Below are 18,613 nucleotides of genomic sequence, written 5' to 3' on the forward strand. Positions count from 1 at the left end.
ACAGGCGATCAGAGATGGACTACCAGGCGGAGATGGACCGGATCCTCGCCGAATACCGGTCGGCGGCACGCGGCGTCCGCGAGGAATTCTTCGAGGCCGACGAGCGCACCACGCGCGGCGGCGCGGCGCTGTTCGAGGACCTTCGAAAAGAACTGGAGCAGCAACCGGAGCCGCCGGAACAACCGGCCGACGACGAGCGCGACCGCCTGCTGCGCGAGGCCGCCGAGCGCAGCAGAACCGCGGCGGCCGAGCGCCGCACCGGCACCGAACGAAGCCGGGACGGCTACGTGCTGCCCTCCGACTGGACCGACGCGGACGAGGCCCGGATGGAGGGCTACGGCCCGCCGGACTCCTGGCTGCGCTGAACCGGACGCTACGCACCCCGGTGGCCCGGGGTGCGTGCGCGCCCTACTTGCCCAACTCTCCCTTGTCCGTGCGGACCCATTCGCTGGTGCCGTCCGGGTGCTGGTGGAATTCCCATGCGGCGTAGGCGCCGTCGCGATCGATGGTGCTGACATGGTCGGCGATGCCGTCGTGGTCCATGTCGGTCCAGATGTCGGTGCCGTTCGCGGACTGGACGGATTCGGTGTCGGGGATGCCGTCGGCGTCGATGTCCTGGGTGGGGTGGTGCAGTTCGACGGGGCCGAGACCGCCGAGATCGGAGTGCGCATCGACGTCCGGCAGGTGCATACCCGGCAGATCGTCCGATGTCATCATGTGCGGCTCCTCGAGGACGTGCGGCGGATGTCGTCCCATCCTGACATCCGCCGGGCGCCTCGCGCAGCCCCGCTGTGGATAACCGACCCGGTGCGAGCGAGATCACGTGCTCATCCGGTCGTTGCCTGTGGATAACCAGCGGGGTACCCGACCGCCGGTCCGGACCGGACGGTAATTCTCCTGCCAGTCACGGTGTTTCGGGGCCAGGGTTCGCCACGATGGCGCTGGGTCACGCCTTGGGAATGACCACCCACAGGATCAGGTACAGGATGAACTGCGGGCCGGGCAGCAGGCAGGACAGCACGAACAGCAGGCGCACTACGGTGGCGCTCCAGCCGAAGTACTCGGCGAGGCCGCCGCAGACGCCGCCGATCCACTTGTCGCTGCGGGACCGGGTGAGGCGGCGGGTGGGGGCGGTCATGTCGGATCTCCTTCTCTCGTTCGCTACGACTCCACTCTGCGCCGGGCCCCGGCCGCGCGGCATCGGGCGGCGGACCGATCCGCACCCTGATTTTCGCCGGGCCGGACTCAGGGTTCGACCCCGAGCACGGCAGACTCGTCGGGGTGAGCGAACCGAAATTCCCGTGCGCGCGGCGGCCGGTCGAGGGCAGGATGCAGTCGTGAGCGCGACCCTGCACGCCCGCGGCCTGTCGGCCGGTCACGGCGAGCGCGTCCTGTTCGAGGATCTGGATCTGGTGCTCGCGCCGGGCGATGTGATCGGTCTGGTCGGAGTCAACGGCGCCGGCAAGTCGACGCTGCTGCGCATGCTGTCCGAGCGCACCGCGCCCACGGGCGAGATCACGCTCAGCCCGCCCGACGCGACGGTCGGCTATCTCGCCCAGGAACCCGAACGCGTCCCCGGCGAGACGGTGCTCGGCTTCCTGACCAGGCGCACGGGAGTGGCTGCGGCACAACAGGTCATGGACGCGGCGGCGGAACGGCTGGGCTCCGGCGCGGACGACGCCACCGACGAGTACACCCCGGCGCTGGAACGCTGGCTCGCGCTCGGCGGCGCGGACTTCGAGCCGCGCGCCGAAGAGACCGCGGCCGACCTGGGCCTGATCGACAGCCTCCCCGACGGCCTGAACACGCCGATGACCGCGCTCTCAGGCGGGCAGGCCGCCCGCGCGGGCTTGGCCTCGGTGCTGCTGTCCCGCTTCGACATCCTGCTGCTCGACGAGCCCACCAACGATCTCGATCTCGACGGCCTGGCCCGGCTGGAGCGGTTCGTCACCGGCGTGCGGGTGCCGCTGATGGTGATCAGCCACGATCGGGAGTTCTTGGCGCGCACCGTGAATCGGATCGTCGAGCTGGATCTGGCGCAACAGCAGGTGGGCGTCTACGACGGCGGTTACGAGTCGTATCTGGCCGAACGGGAGATCGCGCGCAGGCACGCGCGCGAGGCCTACGAGGAGTACGCCGGCAACAAGGCCGACCTCGAAGCCCGCGCCGTGACCCAGCGCAACTGGATGGAACACGGCGTGCGCAATGCCCGCCGCAAGGCCCGCGATCCGCGAAAGGTGGACTCCGACAAGGCCGGTCGCAAGATGCGGGCCGAAGCCACCGAGAAGCAGGCCTCGAAGGTGCGGCAGACGCTGCGCCGCATCGAACGGCTGGAGGCGGTCGAGGAGCCGCGCAAGGAGTGGGAGCTGCGGATGCAGATCGCCGCCGCACCGCGCAGCGGGTCGGTGGTGGCGACCGCGTCCGGGGCCACCGTGACGCGCGGCGATTTCACGCTGGGACCGGTGACGACACAGGTGAATTGGGGCGACCGGATCGTGCTCACCGGCGCCAACGGGTCCGGCAAGTCGACCCTGCTGGCCCTGCTGCTGGGAAAGATGCTGCCGGACAAGGGTTCTGCCACGCTGGGCTCCGGTGTGGCCGTCGGCGAGGTGGATCAAGCGCGTGGACTGTTTCGTGGAACCGCTACCCTCGCGGACACTTTCAGCGCCGAGGTGCCCGACTGGCCGGAGGCCGAGGTGCGCACGCTGCTGGCGAAGTTCGGCCTCCGCGGCGCACATGCGTTGCGCGCCAACGACACCCTCTCCCCCGGTGAGCGCACCCGCGCCGCGCTCGCCCTGCTTCAGGCGCGCGGCGTGAACCTCCTCGTCCTCGACGAACCCACCAACCACCTCGATCTCCCCGCCATCGAGCAGCTCGAACAGGCCGTCGAATCCTTCACCGGCACATTGCTGTTGGTGACCCACGACCGCCGCATGCTGGACAGCGTCCGCGCCACCCGACGCTGGCGGATGGAACACGGACAGCTCACGGAGGAACGGTAAGGCCCGGGGTCTCGCGCTAAGCGGGCTTGTGCCACACGAGCAGATATCGCCAGAACACCACCCGCCGTACTCGGACGCCGGGGAGCGCTGCCTCGGCGACGCGGCGGGCCTGGCGGGTGGTCAGCGGCGGGTCCGAGACGATCGGCATCGCCGGGTCGTCCGGCGCACCGAACCAGGGGCGGCCGGTCAGGGCGCGCAGGAGCGCGAACACGACCGCCAGCAACCGGTGACCGACGATCGCGGCGATCTCGAGCGGCAGTTCGCGCGGGTCGAATCGCGGCAGGACCACCGCGGCCAGCACGCCGCCGGGCCGCAGGGTGCGAGCCAGGACGGGCAGTGCGTCCTCGAGCGGGAGATGGTGCAGCGCCGTCACCGAGACGATGACGTCGTATCCCTCGGCGGGCAAATCGTATTCGAGCACGTCACCGAGAAGACAGGTGACATTGCCGGGCACCGCGCGCCGCGCGCGGTCGATCATCTCCGGCGAACGGTCGAGGGCATCGACGTGCTGGACCCGATCGGCCAGTTCGGCGGCGAAGGCACCCGTCCCGCAACCGACATCGAGGACGCGGCGGCACGCGGCAGGCAACTGCCGCACAAGCAACCGGTGGTAGTAGGCGTTATGGCTCCAAGCGAAAGCACTCAATCGCTTCGTCCCCTCATCCCGCGTTGATCGCGGCGATCAGGGTGCGGTTCGCGATGGTGCGGGTGATCACGGTCTGGGTGAAGGACTTCGGGGGCTCGCCGGGTTCCTGCTGGGTCAGGCGCACCTCCCATTGGCCTTCGTCCGCGGTGGCGCGGGTGATCTGAACGCAGTAGCGGGTGCCGACGGGGACCTGGTTGATGCCGCGCTGGATCTGTTCCGCAGAGGGCACGGTCGCGTCGTCGGCGACGACGGCGCGGGCGGCGAAACCGGAACGCTGCACGTAGTAGGCGCGTTCGAAGGCGAGGATGGCGTCGGGGCCGTTGCCGGTGCCGCCGGGATCGGTGCCGGAGACCAGGTCGGCGGTGCGCCGCTGCTCGCAGCCCTCCGTGGCGAAGGTGGCGGGTTGGCCCGTCGACGGCGAGGGTGCCGCCGTGACGGTGGAACGCGGCGGGATCGCCTGCACCACAGACGGTTTCGCGACCGTGGACGGGGTCCGGTCGCGGGTGGTGTGGATGACGGTCAGCACGATCGCCACCACCACGACGCCCAGGCCGACCATGATCAACGCGGCGACCAGTTTGTCGGCGCGGCGGTTCTCGGTGTGCCGTCGGCGCGGGTGCCGCAGCCGCGGACCCGGATTGCCGCCGGACCGATCGACCAGGGCAGGCAGCAGCGCCGGGCGGTCCTCCTCGACCGGATCGTCGGTCCACGAATCGGCCGGTTCGGAGCGCGTGACCGCGACCGACGACTCCCGTTGCGGCGGCGGGGCATCCAGCCACTGCTCCCAGTCGCCCGACTCGTAGGACCGGCCGTCCGCCATGGGTAGCGCCTCCGGGATGTCGGGTTCGGGGGGCCGGCGGCGGCGCGCGCCACGCCGCCCCGGGCGCCGCCGCTTCGGCTTGCGAGCCGGCATGCGCACCATGGGCAGCCCCATGTCGAACGGGTTGCCGTCGTCCGGGTTCGGACCGTCCGGATCAGATCGTGTCATCGCCGAAGTCGCCGATGACGGCCGCCGGGACCGTCTCCTCGACACGTGCCGGGACCGTCACCCCCAGCTGACCCTCACCGCGCGGCTTGTGCTCCTGGTCTCCGGAGGGCGGCGGCGGCAGCGCGAGACCGCCGGTGGCGCCCGGCGAGTGCTCGGGCGCGGCGGGTTTCGGCGCGGGGGCCGACGCCTGCGGCGGCGGGTCGCTCGGCGGGATGACCGGGGAGGGCATCGGCGCGGGAACGGGCTTGGCCTCGGCCTTCTCGGGCGCGGGCGTGGCCGGGGCGCTCGGCGACGACGGGAGCACCGCGCCGCCCGGCACCGCGCCCGACGTGGACGACCGATCCGAATGTCCGCTGCCGCCGCCGAAATCGAACAACTTGCTCGACCCGCTGCCGCCGCTGCTGCTGCTCGACGTGCCGTCGGCCGCCTCCGGGTTGATGGCCTCGGTGATCGCCTTGTCGGCCGAGGCCGCCACGGTGTCCATCGCGTGCGTGCCGACCTCGGCGATCTTGTCGATCAGGTGGGTGCCGATGTCGACGCCCGCGTTGATCGCCGTGGTGCCGATCTGCACGCCCGCCGAGATGAGCTGCTGCTGCAACTGCAGCTGCGCGGCCAGAGCCGGATCCACCGGCTGCCCCGGCACCTGCCCGGGCACGGCCGAATACTGCGCCGGCACAGTCGAATACTGGCCCGGCGCGGACCAGGTCTGCCCGGAGACGCCGCTCCCGTTCTGCGACAGCCCGGACGGCGTGGACACGGTGAGCGGGCCCATCTCGTCCAGCCGGCGGCTGTGGTCGTCCATTTCGGTGCGCGCGGCGGTGACCGTGCCGATGGCGTCGCGCAGCGCCTGGGTGGCGCGGGTGATCACCGCGTCGGTGTCGGGGGCGGAATTGGCGTTGTCGAGGATGACGCGCGCGTCGCGGCGGAAGTCGTCGATGATGCCGTCCACCCGCTGCGCGGCACGCGAACTGGTGGACTGCGCCGCCGAGAGCACCGCCAAGTAGGCGGGGCCGCGGTCGGAGATGTCGCCGATCTCGGTCTGCGTGGTGCGCAGGGCGGGCACGGCCGCGTCGGAGGTGCGGCCGACCATGCTGGACTCGATGGCGTGCAGGCCGTCGCGGTGCGGGGTCTCGGTCTCGGCGGCCTGGGCGGAGGCGTTCGACAGGGCGGCCGCGATCGTCGCGTCGGGGACGGGGGCACCGCTGCCGAGCGAGGCCCGCAGGGCCAGTAGCGGTTCCACCAGGCGCGCGATGATCGGCGGGTCGCCGGCGGGAGTGGTGGTGGACGTGGGGGCGGCGGCGGGCTCGGTCGGCCGGTTCCGCAGGCGCCTCATGGTAGGGACTCCCCGGTGCGCGTGATGGCCGCGGCCGACTCCGCGTCGCCGCCCTGGACCGACGTGTCGAATCCGCGTAGTACCTGGCCGTAGGCCGAGACCAGCTGGCCGGCCGTGGACAGGGCCTGCGCGTGCTCGGTCACCGCCGCCGTGAACCGTGCGGCGAAATCGGCGCCGAGCAGGCCCAGGTCAGCCGACAGGCGCTCCTGGTTCACGGCGCCCTCGGCGACGGCCGCCGCCGACGCCAGTTGCTGCGACACGGTATCCGCGATGGTGGTGTAGGCGGCCATTGCCGCCGGATCGAGCTTCAGCGTGTTCACTGTTCCCCCTCACGGAAACCCAAGCTTTCGCTGTCGCATCATGATTCGACGTCCACCATACGTGGCGGCACCGACACGTGCGCTCCGATCCCGCCGACACTACGGGACGTCCACTCGAGATTAACGCCTCACCGCAGCTCACGCACCCTTTCGGCGACTTCCCTCAGATGGCGGCAACCCGCTTGGCAAGATCGTCGGCGAGTTCCCGGGCCCGATCGGGATCGGTGGCCTCGACCATCACGCGCACGAGCTGCTCGGTTCCGCTGGGCCGCAGCAGGACTCGGCCGGACTCGCCGAGGACGCGCTCGGCCTCGGTGACCGCGTCGCGGATCTCGGGGGCCGCGGCTACCGCGGCGCGGTCCGACACCGGCACGTTGATCAGGACCTGCGGCACGGTCCGCACCAGGCTCGCGAGGTCGTCGAGGCCGCGGCCGGTCTCGGCCATGCGGGCCATCAACTTCAGACCGGTCAGCACGCCGTCGCCGGTCGTGCCGAACTTCGGGAACACCACGTGCCCGGACTGCTCGCCGCCGAGCGAGTAGCCGCCGCGGCGCAGCTCCTCCAGCACGTACCGATCGCCGACGGCCGTGGTACGCACCGTGATGCCCTGCTCGCGCAGCGCGAGATGCAGGCCCAGATTGCTCATCACCGTCGCGACCAGGGTGTCGTGGGCGAGTTCGCCGGCGTCGCGCATGGCGACCGCGAGGATGGCCATGATCGCGTCGCCGTCGACCACCGCGCCCGCGGCGTCCACGGCCAGGCAGCGGTCGGCGTCGCCGTCGTGCGCCAGGCCCAGGTCGGCGCCGTGCTCGCGGACCGCGCGCTGCACCTGGTCGAGGTGGGTGGAGCCGCAGCGGTCGTTGATGTTGAGGCCGTTCGGTTCGGCGTTGATCGCGATGACGCGCGCGCCCGCCTCGCGGTAGGCCGCGGGTCCGACGTCGGAGGCCGCGCCGTGCGCGCAGTCCACCACGACCGTCAGACCGCTCAGGTCGCGTCCGGTCGCCTCGACCAGGTGCTCGACGTAGCGCTCGTGGGTGCCGTGCAGGCTGTAGTGGTCGTCCACGTGGCCGTCGACCCCGGACTGGCTCAGCACCCGGCCGAGGCCCGCGCCGGTCGGCCGCACGAAGGCCTGCTCCCGCACCACTTCCTCGATGCGGTCCTCCACGGCGTCGTCGAGCTTGCGGCCGCCCGCGGCGAAGATCTTGATCCCGTTGTCGGGCATCGGATTGTGCGAGGCGGAGATCATCACGCCGAGGCACGCGTCGTAGGCGGCGGTCAGATAGGCGACCGCCGGAGTCGGCAGCACCCCGACCGACAGCACGTCCACGCCCGCGGCGGTGAGGCCCGCGGTCACCGCGGCCTCCAGCATCTCGCCGCTGGCCCGCGGATCGCGGCCCACCACCGCCACCGCGCGCCGCTTGCCGCGCCCCAGGACCTGCGCCGCCGCGGCCGAAACATGTAGCGCCAGTTCCGGACTCAGCGAATCGTTGGCAAGCCCGCGGACTCCGTCGGTGCCGAACAAACGTCCCATTCCCTCGCCCCTAATGTCTGATCGCGGTGCCCGGCCGCGGTCGGTGGTTGCGCGTCCGCAGGGACTTCCATAGTCACGCAGGCTGCCCGTCTGCGTGGCCGATTGCGAAGTGCCGCGGGTGGATACAGCACGAGAGCAGGCGCCCGGAAGGGGCGCCTGCTCTCGGACGAATGACATGCCGACCGTACCCCGATCCGGCACCGCGCGGGTGCCGAACGGGGACGGCAGCACGCCGCAAGATCAGCGCTTCGAGTACTGCGGAGCCTTGCGGGCCTTCTTCAGGCCGTACTTCTTGCGCTCGGTGGCGCGCGGGTCACGGGTCAGGAAGCCCGCCCGCTTCAGGGCCGGGCGGTCGTCCGGGGTGACCTCGATCAGGGCACGGGCGATCGCCAGCCGCAGCGCGCCGGCCTGACCCGACGGGCCGCCGCCGACCAGGCGGGCGTGCACGTCGAAGGCCTCGGTGCGCTCGACGGTCACCAGCGGGGACTTCACCAGCTGCTGGTGCACCTTGTTCGGGAAGTAGTCCTCGATGGTGCGGCCGTTCAGCACGAAGTTGCCGGAGCCGGGCACCAGGCGGACGCGGACGACGGCCTCCTTGCGGCGGCCGACGGTCTGCACCGGGCGGTCGATCAGGGCCGGGGCGACGGTGGCCTCGAAGGCCTCCTCGTAACCGGCGCCGTCCTCGACGGCCTCGGCCGGGGCCTCTTCGACGTACTCTTCGTTGAATTCCTCAGGAGCGGTCACTGGGCCACCTGCTTGATCTCGAACGGAACGGGCTGCTGGGCCGCGTGCGGGTGCGACGGGCCGGCGTAGACCTTCAGCTTGCGGGCGATCTGGTTGCCCAGCTTGTTCTTCGGGATCATGCCCTTGATGGCACGCTCCACGACACGCTCGGGACGGGTCTCCATCAGCTGACGGACAGACCGGGTCTTCAGGCCGCCCGGGAACCCCGAGTGGGTGTGGATGAACTTGCGATCGGCCTTGTTGCCGGCGATCGCGATCTTGTCGGCGTTGATGATGATGACGAAGTCGCCACCATCGACGTTCGGCGCGTAGGTCGGCTTGGTCTTGCCCCGCAGCAGATTCGCTGCCTGCACGGCAAGGCGGCCGAGCACTACGTCAGTGGCGTCGATGACGTACCACTGCCGGGTCACGTCACCCGCCTTCGGGCTGTACGTAGGCACAGTGCTTCCCTGTCTGTCGTCGGTGTTCTGCCGGCCAGGCGAACGGTCGAGTGATCCCGGCGGCCAGTGGAGACCCGGGGCTCGGGGGACGACACGGGAAAACCGCGACGTACCGCACGCCAACGGGCAACGATACCAGCAGGCCCGGACGCCGCCGAAATCGGTCGGCGGACCGCGGATCAGATGTGCATCGGCGGGCCCGGGTCGATCGTGCCGCGCGGGGCCGGGACCGTGTAGCGGAGGTTGTTGATGCCCAGGTGGGGGCAGGCGTCCTGGTCACGCGGGGTGCCGGGGGCGAGCGGACGGGTGCGGAGGGTCAGCGCACAGGCCGAGGCGGAGTCGAGGGCCGGGCGCGCGGTGTGGTCGGTCGCGCCGTCCGGGTGCAGCAGGAGGGCGGCCAGCGCCACGGTCCCGACGATGGTGGGGCCGAACAGGTTGTCCTTCACCTTGTGCCAGAGCTTGCCGTCCGGGTCCTCGGCATTGTGGTCGGCGTCCGGGGCCGCGGGTGCACCGGGAGCCCGGTCGGACTCCGCGCGATCGTCCGCCGGGCGGCGGCCCAGGACGGTGGTGAGCTGGTCGTCGGGCAGGTTGTCCGGCGGCCGGGTGAAGCGGCTGCCCGCCTCGGCGAGCGCGGCTCGGTCGTGAGTCATCCGGGTGGTCTGCTCCGGGTCCGCTCCGCGGGCCGCGTGCCGTCCCTCGCGAGGCCGCGAATCCGCTTGCCGCCCAGCCGCATCCGGCTGTTGCGTCATCGGCTCCCCGAGGCCGCGTGACTGCGCGACGTGCCGCGGGCCCTGCTCGACGGGACGGCCGCCCGCGTGGCGCACCGGGTCGGGGGCGTGCTGCCCGGCGGCCGGGGTGCGCAGACTGTGCCGCCCGCCCTCCTCGGCCGGGGCCGCCATGGTAGGAGTGGCCGAGGTGAGCGCCGACTGTGCCCGCGGCGCTCCGGCGCTGCCGAACTGCCGAGTCGGCTCCCCCTCGAGTCCCCCGCTGGGCATGCCGGGCGTCGCCTGTAGTGCCGAGCCCGGCCCGAAATTCCCCGGGTCCACCCCGGATCCCCCCGACCCCGGGTGACCGGTGCCGGGCTGTCCCACCTCCTGCGATGAACCGCGCGCGCCGCCGGGCGCGGAACCCGGCCGAGGCTGGTGGCCCGTGGCCGCGGGGCCGGGAGCATGTCCGGCGGGCCCCGGGCCGGAAGCCGGTGCGGCGGAAGGCGATCCCCCCGGGCCGGGATGCGGGGGACGCCCGGGGGTTGCGGGGGCGGCCGGGTGCGGGCCGGGCGGTGGTTCCTCTTCGGCGTATTCGCTGTCGGTGACGAGCAGGTGCGCCGCGCCCAGCGCCAGGGCGTGCATCGGGTGGTCGGCCACGCGTAGGCGGTGGCCCAGATGGTTCTGGAAGGCCAGGCGCAGGGCGTCGTTGAAGCAGACGTTGCCGGTGAGCAGGACGGTGGAGGTGTCGGCGCCGATGGACCGGGCCGCGGCCATCACCTCGATCACCACGTTGTCGGCGGAGAGGGCGTCGCGCATGGCGTCGGGCGCGATGGGCACGCCGACCGATTCCGTCGGCTGCTCGTCGTCGCCGTGCACCGCGACCACCAGGCACACCCGGCCGTCGGAGTACACGCCGGTGGCGCCGGTCCCGCCGCGGCCGGCCGCGCCCGCCCGGACCAGGCCGAGCGCCCGCACGTAGCCGGACAGCGCCACCGACTCGGGTAGCGGTTCGGTTGCCACATCGAGCATCTCGACGACGCGGCAGTACTCGTCGACCTTCGCGTCGGGCCAGTCGTCGGGGAACGGCAGCGCCACCACCTCGGGCTTGCCGCGCACGTGTTTGCCGATCGCGGCGAGCGGGTTGTACAGGCGCGCGCGGAACACCAGCTCCACCGGCCAGGTCGCCCCGGCGATGCGGATCTGCCGATGGCCGAGCACGTCGCGCACATCGGAGATGGCGATACCCAGGTCGGGACGCTGCCGCTCGGCGCCCGCGGTGTGCAGGCGGCCCGACGCGTCCGCCAGCAGGTACGCGGGCGGCGTGTATGTGCCTTCCACCTGGACCGGGCGAATCGGTGTGCCACCGCCGCCTGCGGCCACGGACACCACATCCCAGCCGAGATGCACTGCCCCTACTCGAGCCGTCACATGCATAAGTGTGCCTGCTGTGCTTCCGACACGCGCGGGGCAGGGCGCAATAGTCGCCCTGACCTGCCATTTCCTCGGATCGAGGCGGGGACCGCCACGCCGTCGCTCATGCGGAGGTCTTCTTCAGCCGCAGCCGCCACCACGTCAGCACCGTCAGCACGGCCGTGATCACCAGCAGCATGCCGATGTCCAGCAGCCAAAAGCCGGCCTTGTGCTGCCAGATCGCGTCGGGCTGGGCATTGGCGAACAGATAGCGCAGGTCGACCGTCGCGGCGCCGGAGGCGAAACCCCAGCGCGACGGGAACACATACGACAGTTGTTCCAGCACGATGCGGTCGGTCACCGGGATCATGCCGCCGGCCATCACCAGCTGGCACATGATCATCACCACCAGCAGCGGCATCACCTGCTCGTTGGACTTCGCGACGGTGGACAGCAGCAGGCCGATCACGACGCAGGCCACGGCCGTGAACGCCAGATCGAAATACAGCTCCACACTGCCCGACGGGATCAGCGCGCCCTTGCCGGGCGCGTTCTTGCCGGCCAGCACGATGGCCACCAGCACCGCCGACTGCAACAGCGCGGCGATGCCGAAAATGGCCACCTTCGCCAGCAGGTACGCCGAGGGCAGCAGCCCCACCGCGCGCTCGCGGAAGAAGATGGGGCGCTCGCCGACCAGGTCGCGCACGGTCAGCGTCGAACCCATGAAGCAGGCGCCGAGGATGAGCACCACGAGCAGCTGCTGGGTTTCGCCGCCGCCGTCGAGGACGAACGTGCCGTCGGGCAGCGGCACCGGCACGCCGGGCGCGAAGCCGTTCTCGCCGGGCACCACCAGCGACAGCACGCCGAGCACGAACGGCAGCACCACCAGGAACGCCAGATAGCCGCGGTCGGCCAGGATCAGCCGCACCTGCCGTCTCGACAGGGTCGAGAACTGTTTCCACCCACTGGATTTCGGTGGCTGACCGGAGACGCCGCGCGGTGCCACCGGAGGGGGCGGCGGGGTCGCGGCGGCCTGCCGCGACCGGTAGTGCGCGAAGGCCCGGTCCGGGTCGGCCGCGACCCGGGCGAAGATGTCGGCCCAGTCGCTGGTGCCCAGGAAATCGCCGACGGTGGCGGGGTGGCCGCAGAACGCGGTCTTGCCGCCGGGCGCCAGCAGCAGCACCTGATCGCACATGTCGAGGCAGGCCACCGAGTGCGTGACGACGATGACCGTGCGGCCGGCGTCGGCCAGCTCGCGCAGCATCGTCATCACCTGGCGATCCAGCGCCGGGTCCAGGCCCGAGGTGGGCTCGTCGAGCAGCAGCAGCGCCGGGCCGGTCAGCAGCTCGAGGGCCACCGAGGCGCGCTTGCGCTGACCGCCGGACAGCTTGTCGACGCGGGTGTCGGCATGCTCGGTGAGCGAAAGTTCCTTCAGCACACCGTCGATCACCTGCTGGCGGTCGGCCTTGCTGGAGTCGGGCGGCAGGCGCAGTTCGGCGGCGAAGCCGAGCGCCTGCCGGACGGTGAGCTGGCGGTGCAGCACGTCGTCCTGCGGGACCATGCCGATTCGGCTGCGCATGGCCTCGTACTCGGCGTGCAGGTTGCGGCCCTCGAAGGTGACCACGCCCGCGGACGGATGCGTCGATCCCGCGATGAGTTTCGACAGCGTGGACTTGCCCGCGCCGGAGGGGCCGATGAGCGCGGTCAGGGTGCCGCGCCCGGCCTGCATGTTCACATCGATCAGCAGCTGCTTGTTGCCCTCGACGGTGAACCCGACGCCGTGCACGTGCAGGCCCTGCTCGGTGACCGGCTTCTTGCGGTGCTTGAGGGTCCCCTCCTGCACCACGAAGTCGACGTTGCCGATGGTGACGATGTCGCGCTCGCGCAACGCCACCCGCTGTTCGCGACGGCCGTTGACGAAGGTGCCGTTGGCCGAGCCGACATCCTCGAGGACCAGGCCCTCGCTGCCCTTGACCAGACGGGCGTGCCGGCGCGAGGCCAGCGGATCGTTGACGACGATCTGGTTGTCGCTGGTGCGGCCGATGGTCAGCCCGCCGGCCGGGATCCGGTCGGCGCGCGCGACCGGCGCGGTGGAAGCGCGCGCCCGGATCGGCGGCAGCGCCGAGGTGTCGGCCTTGGTGGTCATGTTGACGTTCATCGCCGCCGGAACCGGCTGGCGCGGCGGCGAATCGGGCCGCGGCGGCGTGCGGTCGCGGCCGTGCGGCGGTTGCGGGCGCTGCGGCGCCTGCGGATGCTGCGACGAGGACTGCGGACGCTGCGGCGCGTTCGGCGGCCGCTGCGGCGCCTGCGGGCGCTGCCCGGACGGCGGCTGCCGATAACCCTCCGGCGGCGTCTGCCCGGACGGCCGCTGCCGCTGGCCCTCGGGCGGCGTCTGCCCACGCGGCGGCGCGGGGCGCTGCGGCGGCGGCGCCTGCCGCGCGGCATCGGGCACCAGATGCAACAGCGGCCCCGTGATCGCGTCCCCCAGCCGCACCAGCGTCGGACGCTCGATCGGCACCGGACCGGCCAGCCGCTGCGCGTCCACGAAAACGCCGTTGGTACTTCCGTTGTCGCTCAGTATCCAGTTACTACCCTGCCAAGTCAGTGTCGCGTGCACACGGGAAACCAGCGGGCTGTCGACGAACAGCAGGACCTCCGGCGCGCGGCCCATGGTGACGTGCTGAGTGGAGTCGAAGACCCGATCGGTTCCCTCATGGCGCACGGTGATCGTCTGCGCCCCCGGTGATGACATGAGCCGGATCCTATTCGATGACTCGGACATCGGTGGGGGCCGAAGCTGCCCTCTATTACTCTGTATCGGCGACCGCCACCGCTACGTGACCGGCCCGGGGAGGGAGTGGATGTGCCGAAACGGCAGGTGACCGCGGCGCTGGCCGTATTGGCGCTGGCAGCCGCCCTGCTCACCGCCTGCACGATGACCACCGGCGGCCGGGCCGTATCGATCTACGACGACCCGTTCAAGGTCGCCGGACTTCCCACCACCGACGGTCCCAGCGGCCCGCGCCAGGGCGTCGCCGACACCCCGATGTCGGCCGTCGGCGGCGACCGCGGCGAGATCGACAAGCTGGCGCTCAACGCCATCGACGACATCCAAAGCTATTGGCAGGGCGAGTATCACCACGAGTTCGAGGGTGAGTTCGCGCCGGTCGGCAAGTTCTATTCGTGGAGCGCGAAGGACCCGAAGGCGCACGAGACCCAGTTCTGCAAGGAGAGCACCTACCACCTGGTGAACGCGGCGTATTGCCGGCTGGACAATTCGATCGGCTGGGATCGCGGGGTGCTGCTGCCGATGATGCAGGAGAGCTTCGGGAAGATGGCGGTGGTCATGGTGCTGGCCCACGAGTACGGCCACGCCATCCAGACCATGTCGCGCATCGTGGGCGCGAAGGATCCGGTGATCGTCAAGGAGCAGCAGGCCGACTGCTTCGCGGGGGCGTTCATGCGGCACGTGGCCGAGGGCAACGCCCCGCACTTCACCATCAACACCTCCGAGGGCCTGAACAACGTCCTGGCCGCGACCGTCGCGATCCGCGATGCCAACCCGGAGGACCCGGAAGCGGTGCACGGCTCGGCTTTCGAGCGGGTGACGGCCGTGCAGATCGGCTTCACCGACGGTCCCAAGGGCTGCAAGGCCATCGATATGAAGGACGTCAACCAGCGCCGCAAGAATCTGCCGCAGTCGTTCACCAGCGGCGACAACCACGGCGAACTGTCGATCAACAAGGCGAATCTGGTCGAGCTGAGCAAGGCGATGGCGTCGATCATGCCGGTCCCGCACGAGCCGGCCTACGACTATCACGGGGCCCGGCTGCACTGCCGCAACGGCGCGGACACCGTCCCGGTCACCTACTGCCCGGCCACCAACACCATCGGCACCGACGTGCCCGCGCTCGCCGAACGCGGCCTGGCGAATACCACGGAGCAGGACGGCTTTCCGACCCGCGTGGGCGGCGACTACAACGCCTTCGTGGTGTTCGTGTCGCGGTACGCGCTGGCGGTGCAGAACAACGCGCACCAGGCGCTGACCGGAGCCAAGACGGGGCTGCGGGCGGCGTGCCTGGCCGGGGTGATCACGGCGAAACTCGGTGACCAGAACCGCAATCCGGCCGACGGCGACATCACCCTGTCCCCCGGCGATCTCGACAAGGCCGTCTCGGGCCTGCTCAGCGACGGCCTCGCCGCCAGCGACGTGGAGGGCAACACCGTGCCCAGCGGCTTCTCCCGGGTCGACGCGTTCCGCGCCGGCGTGCTCGGCAATCAGCAGACCTGCCAGTCCCGCTATTCCTGACCGGGCACGGCCGTGCTGCGGAACGAAGACCCGCCGGGGTGTCGGTCGACGGCGGTGCGCGGATGGGCGAAGGTGTAACGGATGATCTTCCGACACCGTGGAAGGCGAGGCCGTGGCTGAACCGACGTCCGAAGTGCCCGAACGGTCGTTTCCGCTGCGCCGGCGCGGGCCGGTGCTGTGGTTGCTGGTGCTGCCGGGGCTGCTCTACTGCCTCGCGCCGTTCGTCGCGAACCGGATCGAACCTCGAATCCTCGGTATTCCCTTCCTGATCTGCTACCTGCTGGCGGTGACCGTCCTGACCGGACCGATCGTCGCCGTGGTCGCGCGCTTCGATCCCGCCTATCGCGCCGGGGCCGCGGAGTTCGTGCCCGCCGACGAGGACCGCGAGGAGACCGCGTGACGGCGGACGCGGCGGTGGCCGTCACGCTGTTCGGCGTCGCGATGGTCGCCACGGTCGCCATCGGGGTGCTGTCGGGCCGCGGCCGCGAGCGTTCGATGGCCGAGTGGTCGGTGTCGGGCCGCGGGCTCGGCACGCTGTTCGTGCTGCTGCTGATGGCGGGCGAGTCGTACACCAGCTTCTCGTTCCTCGGCGCCGCGGGCTGGTCGTACAGGTACGGCGTGCCGATCTTCTACCTGATCGCCTATCTGAGCACCGGCCTGGTGGTCGCCTACTTCGTCGCGCCGCTGCTGTGGACCTACTGCGCCCGGCACCGGCTGTTCTCCATCGCCGACATCGCCGAGCACCGGTTCGGGTCGCGGCGGCTCGGGGTGGTCGTCGCGGTCGTCTGCACGGTGTTCCTGATTCCCTACGTGCAGTTGCAGATTCAGGGCATGGGCGTGGTGGTGCACGCCATGTCCTACGGCGCGGTGGATCTGAAGGTCGCCGCCGTGGTGTCGTTCGTGGTGGCCGAGGCGTTCATCCTGGCTTCCGGGCTGCGCGGTTCGGCGTGGGTGAGCGTGCTCAAGGACGGGCTGGCCGTGCTGTCGGTGCTGTTCCTGGCGATCTACGTGCCGTGGCACTTCTTCGACGGTCCCGGCGAGCTGCTCGATCGGCTGGTCGCCGAGAAGCCGCAGTGGCTGACCTTTCCCGGGGCCGGGGGCGGCACCTTCGGCGCGGGCTGGTTCGTCTCGACGATCCTGCTCAACGTGGCGACCATCTGCATCTTCCCGACCACGGTTGCCGGGTATCTGTCGGCGACCGGTCCGACGCCGTTGCGCCGCAACTCCATGCTGCTGCCGTGGTACCAACTGCTGCTGGTCGTTCCGATGCTGATCGGCGCGGCCGCGCTGTTCGTGGCGCCGGCGCTGTCGAATCCGGATCTGGCCCTGTTCACGCTGGTCACCGATGCCCTGCCGCCCGCGGTGGTGGCGGTGATCGGGATCGCCGGGGCGCTGTCGGCGATCGTGCCGATGAGCGTGTTCCTGATCTCCATCGGAACGCTGTGGGGCCGCACCATTCTCGGCGGCGGCCTGCACGGGACAGGGCGCGCGGCCGGGGTGTCCGATCGCGGGCAGCGCGGGCGGTCGCAGCTGATCTGTCTCGTCGTCGGGCTGCTGGCGCTCGCGGGTGCGCTGGTCTATCCGGAGGCGCTGGTCAACCTGTCGGTGCTGTCCTATGAGGGCATCGCGCAGTTGCTGCCCGCCGTCCTGGTCGGGTTGTACTGGCGGCGGCTCACCGCGCCCGGTGTCGTCGCCGGGTTGCTGACCGGCACCGCGACGGTGCTGGTCCTGCACGCCCTCGGCCGCGACCCGCTGTACGGGATCAACGGCGGACTCGTCGCGCTGGCCGCCAATCTGGTTGTCGCCGCGACCGTCTCGACGGTGTTCCCGCGGATATTGACCGGGCGATCGGAGCACGGCATGGTGGGGCGATGAGCAGCGCCGAGACACGCCTGGGCGTGTCGCTGACCAATCTCGACAAGCCGCTGTTCGACGGCGCCGACGCCACCAAGCGCGATCTCCTGGACTATCTGGAGTTCGCCGGGGAGCGCCTGGTGCGCGGGTTGCGGGCGCGGCCGCTGTCGGTGGTGCGCATCCGGCCCGGCCAGGAACCGTTCATGCAGAAGAATCTGCCCAAGTACACCCCGGACTGGGTGCCGCGGGTGACGATCTGGGCGGAGAGTTCGCGCCGCGAGGTTACCTACGCACTCTGCGACGACGTCCGCACGCTGCTCTGGTTCGGCAACCAGCGCGCGATCGAATACCACCCCACCCTGCTGCTCGCCGACCACAGCACCGGGCCGACCCACCTCGTCCTCGACCTGGATCCCCCGCCCGGCGACCACTTCCGCCAGGCCGTGCGCGCCGCCGAACTCGTCCGCGACGCGCTGCGCGCCGACGGTCTCGCGGGCGCGGTGAAGACTAGCGGCGCGAAGGGGCTGCACGTGTTCGTCCCGGTCGTGCCGGGCACCGGCATCGAGGATGCGGCCGCGGCCACCCGCGCCGTCGCCGCCCGGGCCGAGCGGCTCGATCCCGCACTCGCCACCACGGCGTTCATCCGCGACGATCGCGGCGGCAAGGTGTTCCTGGATTCGACCCGCGCCGGCGGCGCGACCGTCGTCGCCGCCTACAGTCCGCGCGTGCGGCCGGGCGCGACCGTGTCGTTCCCGCTCGCGTGGTCCGACCTCGACCGCGTCGACCCGCGCGAGTTCACCCTCCGCACGGCGCCCGACGCCCTGGGCGAGGCCGACCCGTGGCGCGCCGAGATGCCCGCACCACAGGAACTTCCGGCCGATCTCGTCGCGGAAGGGCACACCATCCCGATCGCCCGCGTGCAGGCCATGCACGAAGGCAAGCGCCGCGCCCGCGCCCGCCGCGCCGGCACCGATTCGTGAACGGCGTTCACCAATCTCCGTGCGACACAATCGGTCCGGCGACCAGTATGTAACCGCGGCGATTAAAAACTTGCGTTACGGTTTGTCTGACAATTTACTGGGTAATTGCCATACCATGCGCGAGCATCGCCCGCCAGAACTGGCGGAGCGCAACCACTAGGAGCGCGGCATGTTCGATATTGCTCACCGTCGAGCCCGGCTCGACGCGGATACGCAACGCATCACACCTGCGCCGATCGCCGGCGACGCCGACAACGCTCGCAATGTCGGACAATTCGCGGACAAATTTCTCACTTAGCGCCGTTCATTTGATGTGAGACTTCTACTTCTTTTTCCCGTATGAATCCTG

The 18,613-nt window shown here is 71.0% G+C and carries 17 protein-coding genes; 6 read left to right on the forward strand and 11 right to left on the reverse strand.

Going from position 1 to position 18,613, the window contains the following annotated elements; genetic code table 11:
• The first annotated feature begins 14 nt into the window (after positions 1 to 14).
• Positions 15 to 365 (forward strand): hypothetical protein, encoded by a 351-nt coding sequence (locus tag IU476_RS14205; protein WP_195100303.1) that lies wholly within the window; start codon positions 15 to 17, stop codon positions 363 to 365.
• A 43-nt stretch (positions 366 to 408) separates the two neighbouring features.
• Here the strand turns inward: IU476_RS14205 and IU476_RS14210 are convergent, their stop codons facing one another.
• Positions 409 to 717, reverse strand: coding sequence for a DUF6802 family protein (locus IU476_RS14210; protein ID WP_195100304.1), 309 nt, complete (start codon positions 715 to 717; stop codon positions 409 to 411).
• A gap of 229 nt (positions 718 to 946) precedes the next feature.
• Complete coding sequence (locus IU476_RS14215) at positions 947 to 1,138, reverse strand: PspC domain-containing protein (protein ID WP_195100305.1); 192 nt, start codon at positions 1,136 to 1,138, stop codon at positions 947 to 949.
• 199 nt (positions 1,139 to 1,337) lie between these two features.
• On the opposite strand from IU476_RS14215, the gene IU476_RS14220 reads away from it, so the two are divergent.
• Complete coding sequence (locus IU476_RS14220) at positions 1,338 to 3,002, forward strand: ABC-F family ATP-binding cassette domain-containing protein (RefSeq protein ID WP_195100306.1); 1,665 nt, start codon at positions 1,338 to 1,340, stop codon at positions 3,000 to 3,002.
• Positions 3,003 to 3,018: 16 nt separating this feature from the next.
• Here IU476_RS14220 and IU476_RS14225 read toward each other — a convergent pair whose 3' ends face one another.
• The 9 genes from IU476_RS14225 to IU476_RS14265 all read right to left on the reverse strand — a co-directional run bounded on the left by IU476_RS14225 (position 3,019) and on the right by IU476_RS14265 (position 13,873).
• Positions 3,019 to 3,648: a class I SAM-dependent methyltransferase gene (locus tag IU476_RS14225; protein ID WP_195100307.1), complete on the reverse strand. Its 630-nt coding sequence runs from the start codon at positions 3,646 to 3,648 to the stop codon at positions 3,019 to 3,021.
• A 13-nt stretch (positions 3,649 to 3,661) separates the two neighbouring features.
• Entirely contained in the window at positions 3,662 to 4,636 is a 975-nt protein-coding gene (locus IU476_RS14230) for a DUF8176 domain-containing protein (protein ID WP_195100308.1), read from the reverse strand.
• Positions 4,623 to 5,969 (reverse strand): hypothetical protein, encoded by a 1,347-nt coding sequence (locus IU476_RS36790; protein ID WP_267466446.1) that lies wholly within the window; start codon positions 5,967 to 5,969, stop codon positions 4,623 to 4,625. The genes IU476_RS14230 and IU476_RS36790 overlap by 14 nt, the downstream gene beginning before the upstream one ends.
• Positions 5,966 to 6,289, reverse strand: a complete 324-nt coding sequence (locus IU476_RS14240; protein WP_195100309.1) for a hypothetical protein — start codon at positions 6,287 to 6,289, stop codon at positions 5,966 to 5,968. Before IU476_RS14240 ends, IU476_RS36790 begins: the two co-directional genes overlap by 4 nt.
• A gap of 163 nt (positions 6,290 to 6,452) precedes the next feature.
• Positions 6,453 to 7,820 (reverse strand): phosphoglucosamine mutase, encoded by a 1,368-nt coding sequence (gene glmM, locus IU476_RS14245; RefSeq protein ID WP_195100311.1) that lies wholly within the window; start codon positions 7,818 to 7,820, stop codon positions 6,453 to 6,455.
• A 240-nt stretch (positions 7,821 to 8,060) separates the two neighbouring features.
• On the reverse strand, positions 8,061 to 8,564 hold the full coding sequence (rpsI, locus tag IU476_RS14250; RefSeq protein WP_195100313.1) for a 30S ribosomal protein S9: 504 nt from the start codon (positions 8,562 to 8,564) through the stop codon (positions 8,061 to 8,063).
• Positions 8,561 to 9,004, reverse strand: a complete 444-nt coding sequence (rplM, locus tag IU476_RS14255) for a 50S ribosomal protein L13 (protein WP_187685274.1) — start codon at positions 9,002 to 9,004, stop codon at positions 8,561 to 8,563. Before rplM ends, rpsI begins: the two co-directional genes overlap by 4 nt.
• Positions 9,005 to 9,183: 179 nt before the next feature.
• Positions 9,184 to 11,139: a hypothetical protein gene (locus IU476_RS36795; RefSeq protein ID WP_267466447.1), complete on the reverse strand. Its 1,956-nt coding sequence runs from the start codon at positions 11,137 to 11,139 to the stop codon at positions 9,184 to 9,186.
• Between the two features lie 106 nt (positions 11,140 to 11,245).
• Entirely contained in the window at positions 11,246 to 13,873 is a 2,628-nt protein-coding gene (locus tag IU476_RS14265; protein ID WP_195100314.1) for an FHA domain-containing protein, read from the reverse strand.
• Positions 13,874 to 13,984: 111 nt separating this feature from the next.
• Between IU476_RS14265 and IU476_RS14270 the strand changes: the two genes are divergently transcribed.
• From IU476_RS14270 to IU476_RS14285, 4 genes are all read left to right on the forward strand, one after another.
• Positions 13,985 to 15,430 (forward strand): neutral zinc metallopeptidase, encoded by a 1,446-nt coding sequence (locus IU476_RS14270; protein ID WP_438944011.1) that lies wholly within the window; start codon positions 13,985 to 13,987, stop codon positions 15,428 to 15,430.
• Positions 15,431 to 15,542: 112 nt separating this feature from the next.
• The gene (locus IU476_RS14275; RefSeq protein ID WP_324194058.1) at positions 15,543 to 15,830 is read left to right on the forward strand and encodes a DUF3311 domain-containing protein; all 288 of its coding nucleotides are present in this window, start codon (positions 15,543 to 15,545) and stop codon (positions 15,828 to 15,830) included.
• Entirely contained in the window at positions 15,827 to 17,305 is a 1,479-nt protein-coding gene (locus IU476_RS14280; protein ID WP_195100318.1) for a sodium:solute symporter family protein, read from the forward strand. Before IU476_RS14275 ends, IU476_RS14280 begins: the two co-directional genes overlap by 4 nt.
• The gene (locus IU476_RS14285; RefSeq protein ID WP_195100319.1) at positions 17,302 to 18,264 is read left to right on the forward strand and encodes a DNA polymerase domain-containing protein; all 963 of its coding nucleotides are present in this window, start codon (positions 17,302 to 17,304) and stop codon (positions 18,262 to 18,264) included. The genes IU476_RS14280 and IU476_RS14285 overlap by 4 nt, the downstream gene beginning before the upstream one ends.
• The last annotated feature ends 349 nt before the right edge of the window (positions 18,265 to 18,613 follow it).

This window comes from Nocardia blacklockiae, assembly GCF_015477355.1.
Taxonomy (GTDB): Bacteria; Actinomycetota; Actinomycetes; order Mycobacteriales; family Mycobacteriaceae; genus Nocardia; species Nocardia blacklockiae.

Bases quoted from the DNA above. Each gene is read 5' to 3' on its own strand.
- IU476_RS14205 (WP_195100303.1), top strand. From the start codon at position 15: ATGGACTACCAGGCGGAGATGGACCGGATCCTCGCCGAATACCGGTCG.
- IU476_RS14210 (WP_195100304.1), bottom strand. From the start codon at position 717: ATGATGACATCGGACGATCTGCCGGGTATGCACCTGCCGGACGTCGAT.
- IU476_RS14215 (WP_195100305.1), bottom strand. From the start codon at position 1,138: ATGACCGCCCCCACCCGCCGCCTCACCCGGTCCCGCAGCGACAAGTGG.
- IU476_RS14230 (WP_195100308.1), bottom strand. From the start codon at position 4,636: ATGACACGATCTGATCCGGACGGTCCGAACCCGGACGACGGCAACCCG.
- IU476_RS36790 (WP_267466446.1), bottom strand. From the start codon at position 5,969: ATGAGGCGCCTGCGGAACCGGCCGACCGAGCCCGCCGCCGCCCCCACG.
- glmM (WP_195100311.1), bottom strand. From the start codon at position 7,820: ATGGGACGTTTGTTCGGCACCGACGGAGTCCGCGGGCTTGCCAACGAT.
- IU476_RS14265 (WP_195100314.1), bottom strand. From the start codon at position 13,873: ATGTCATCACCGGGGGCGCAGACGATCACCGTGCGCCATGAGGGAACC.
- IU476_RS14285 (WP_195100319.1), top strand. From the start codon at position 17,302: ATGAGCAGCGCCGAGACACGCCTGGGCGTGTCGCTGACCAATCTCGAC.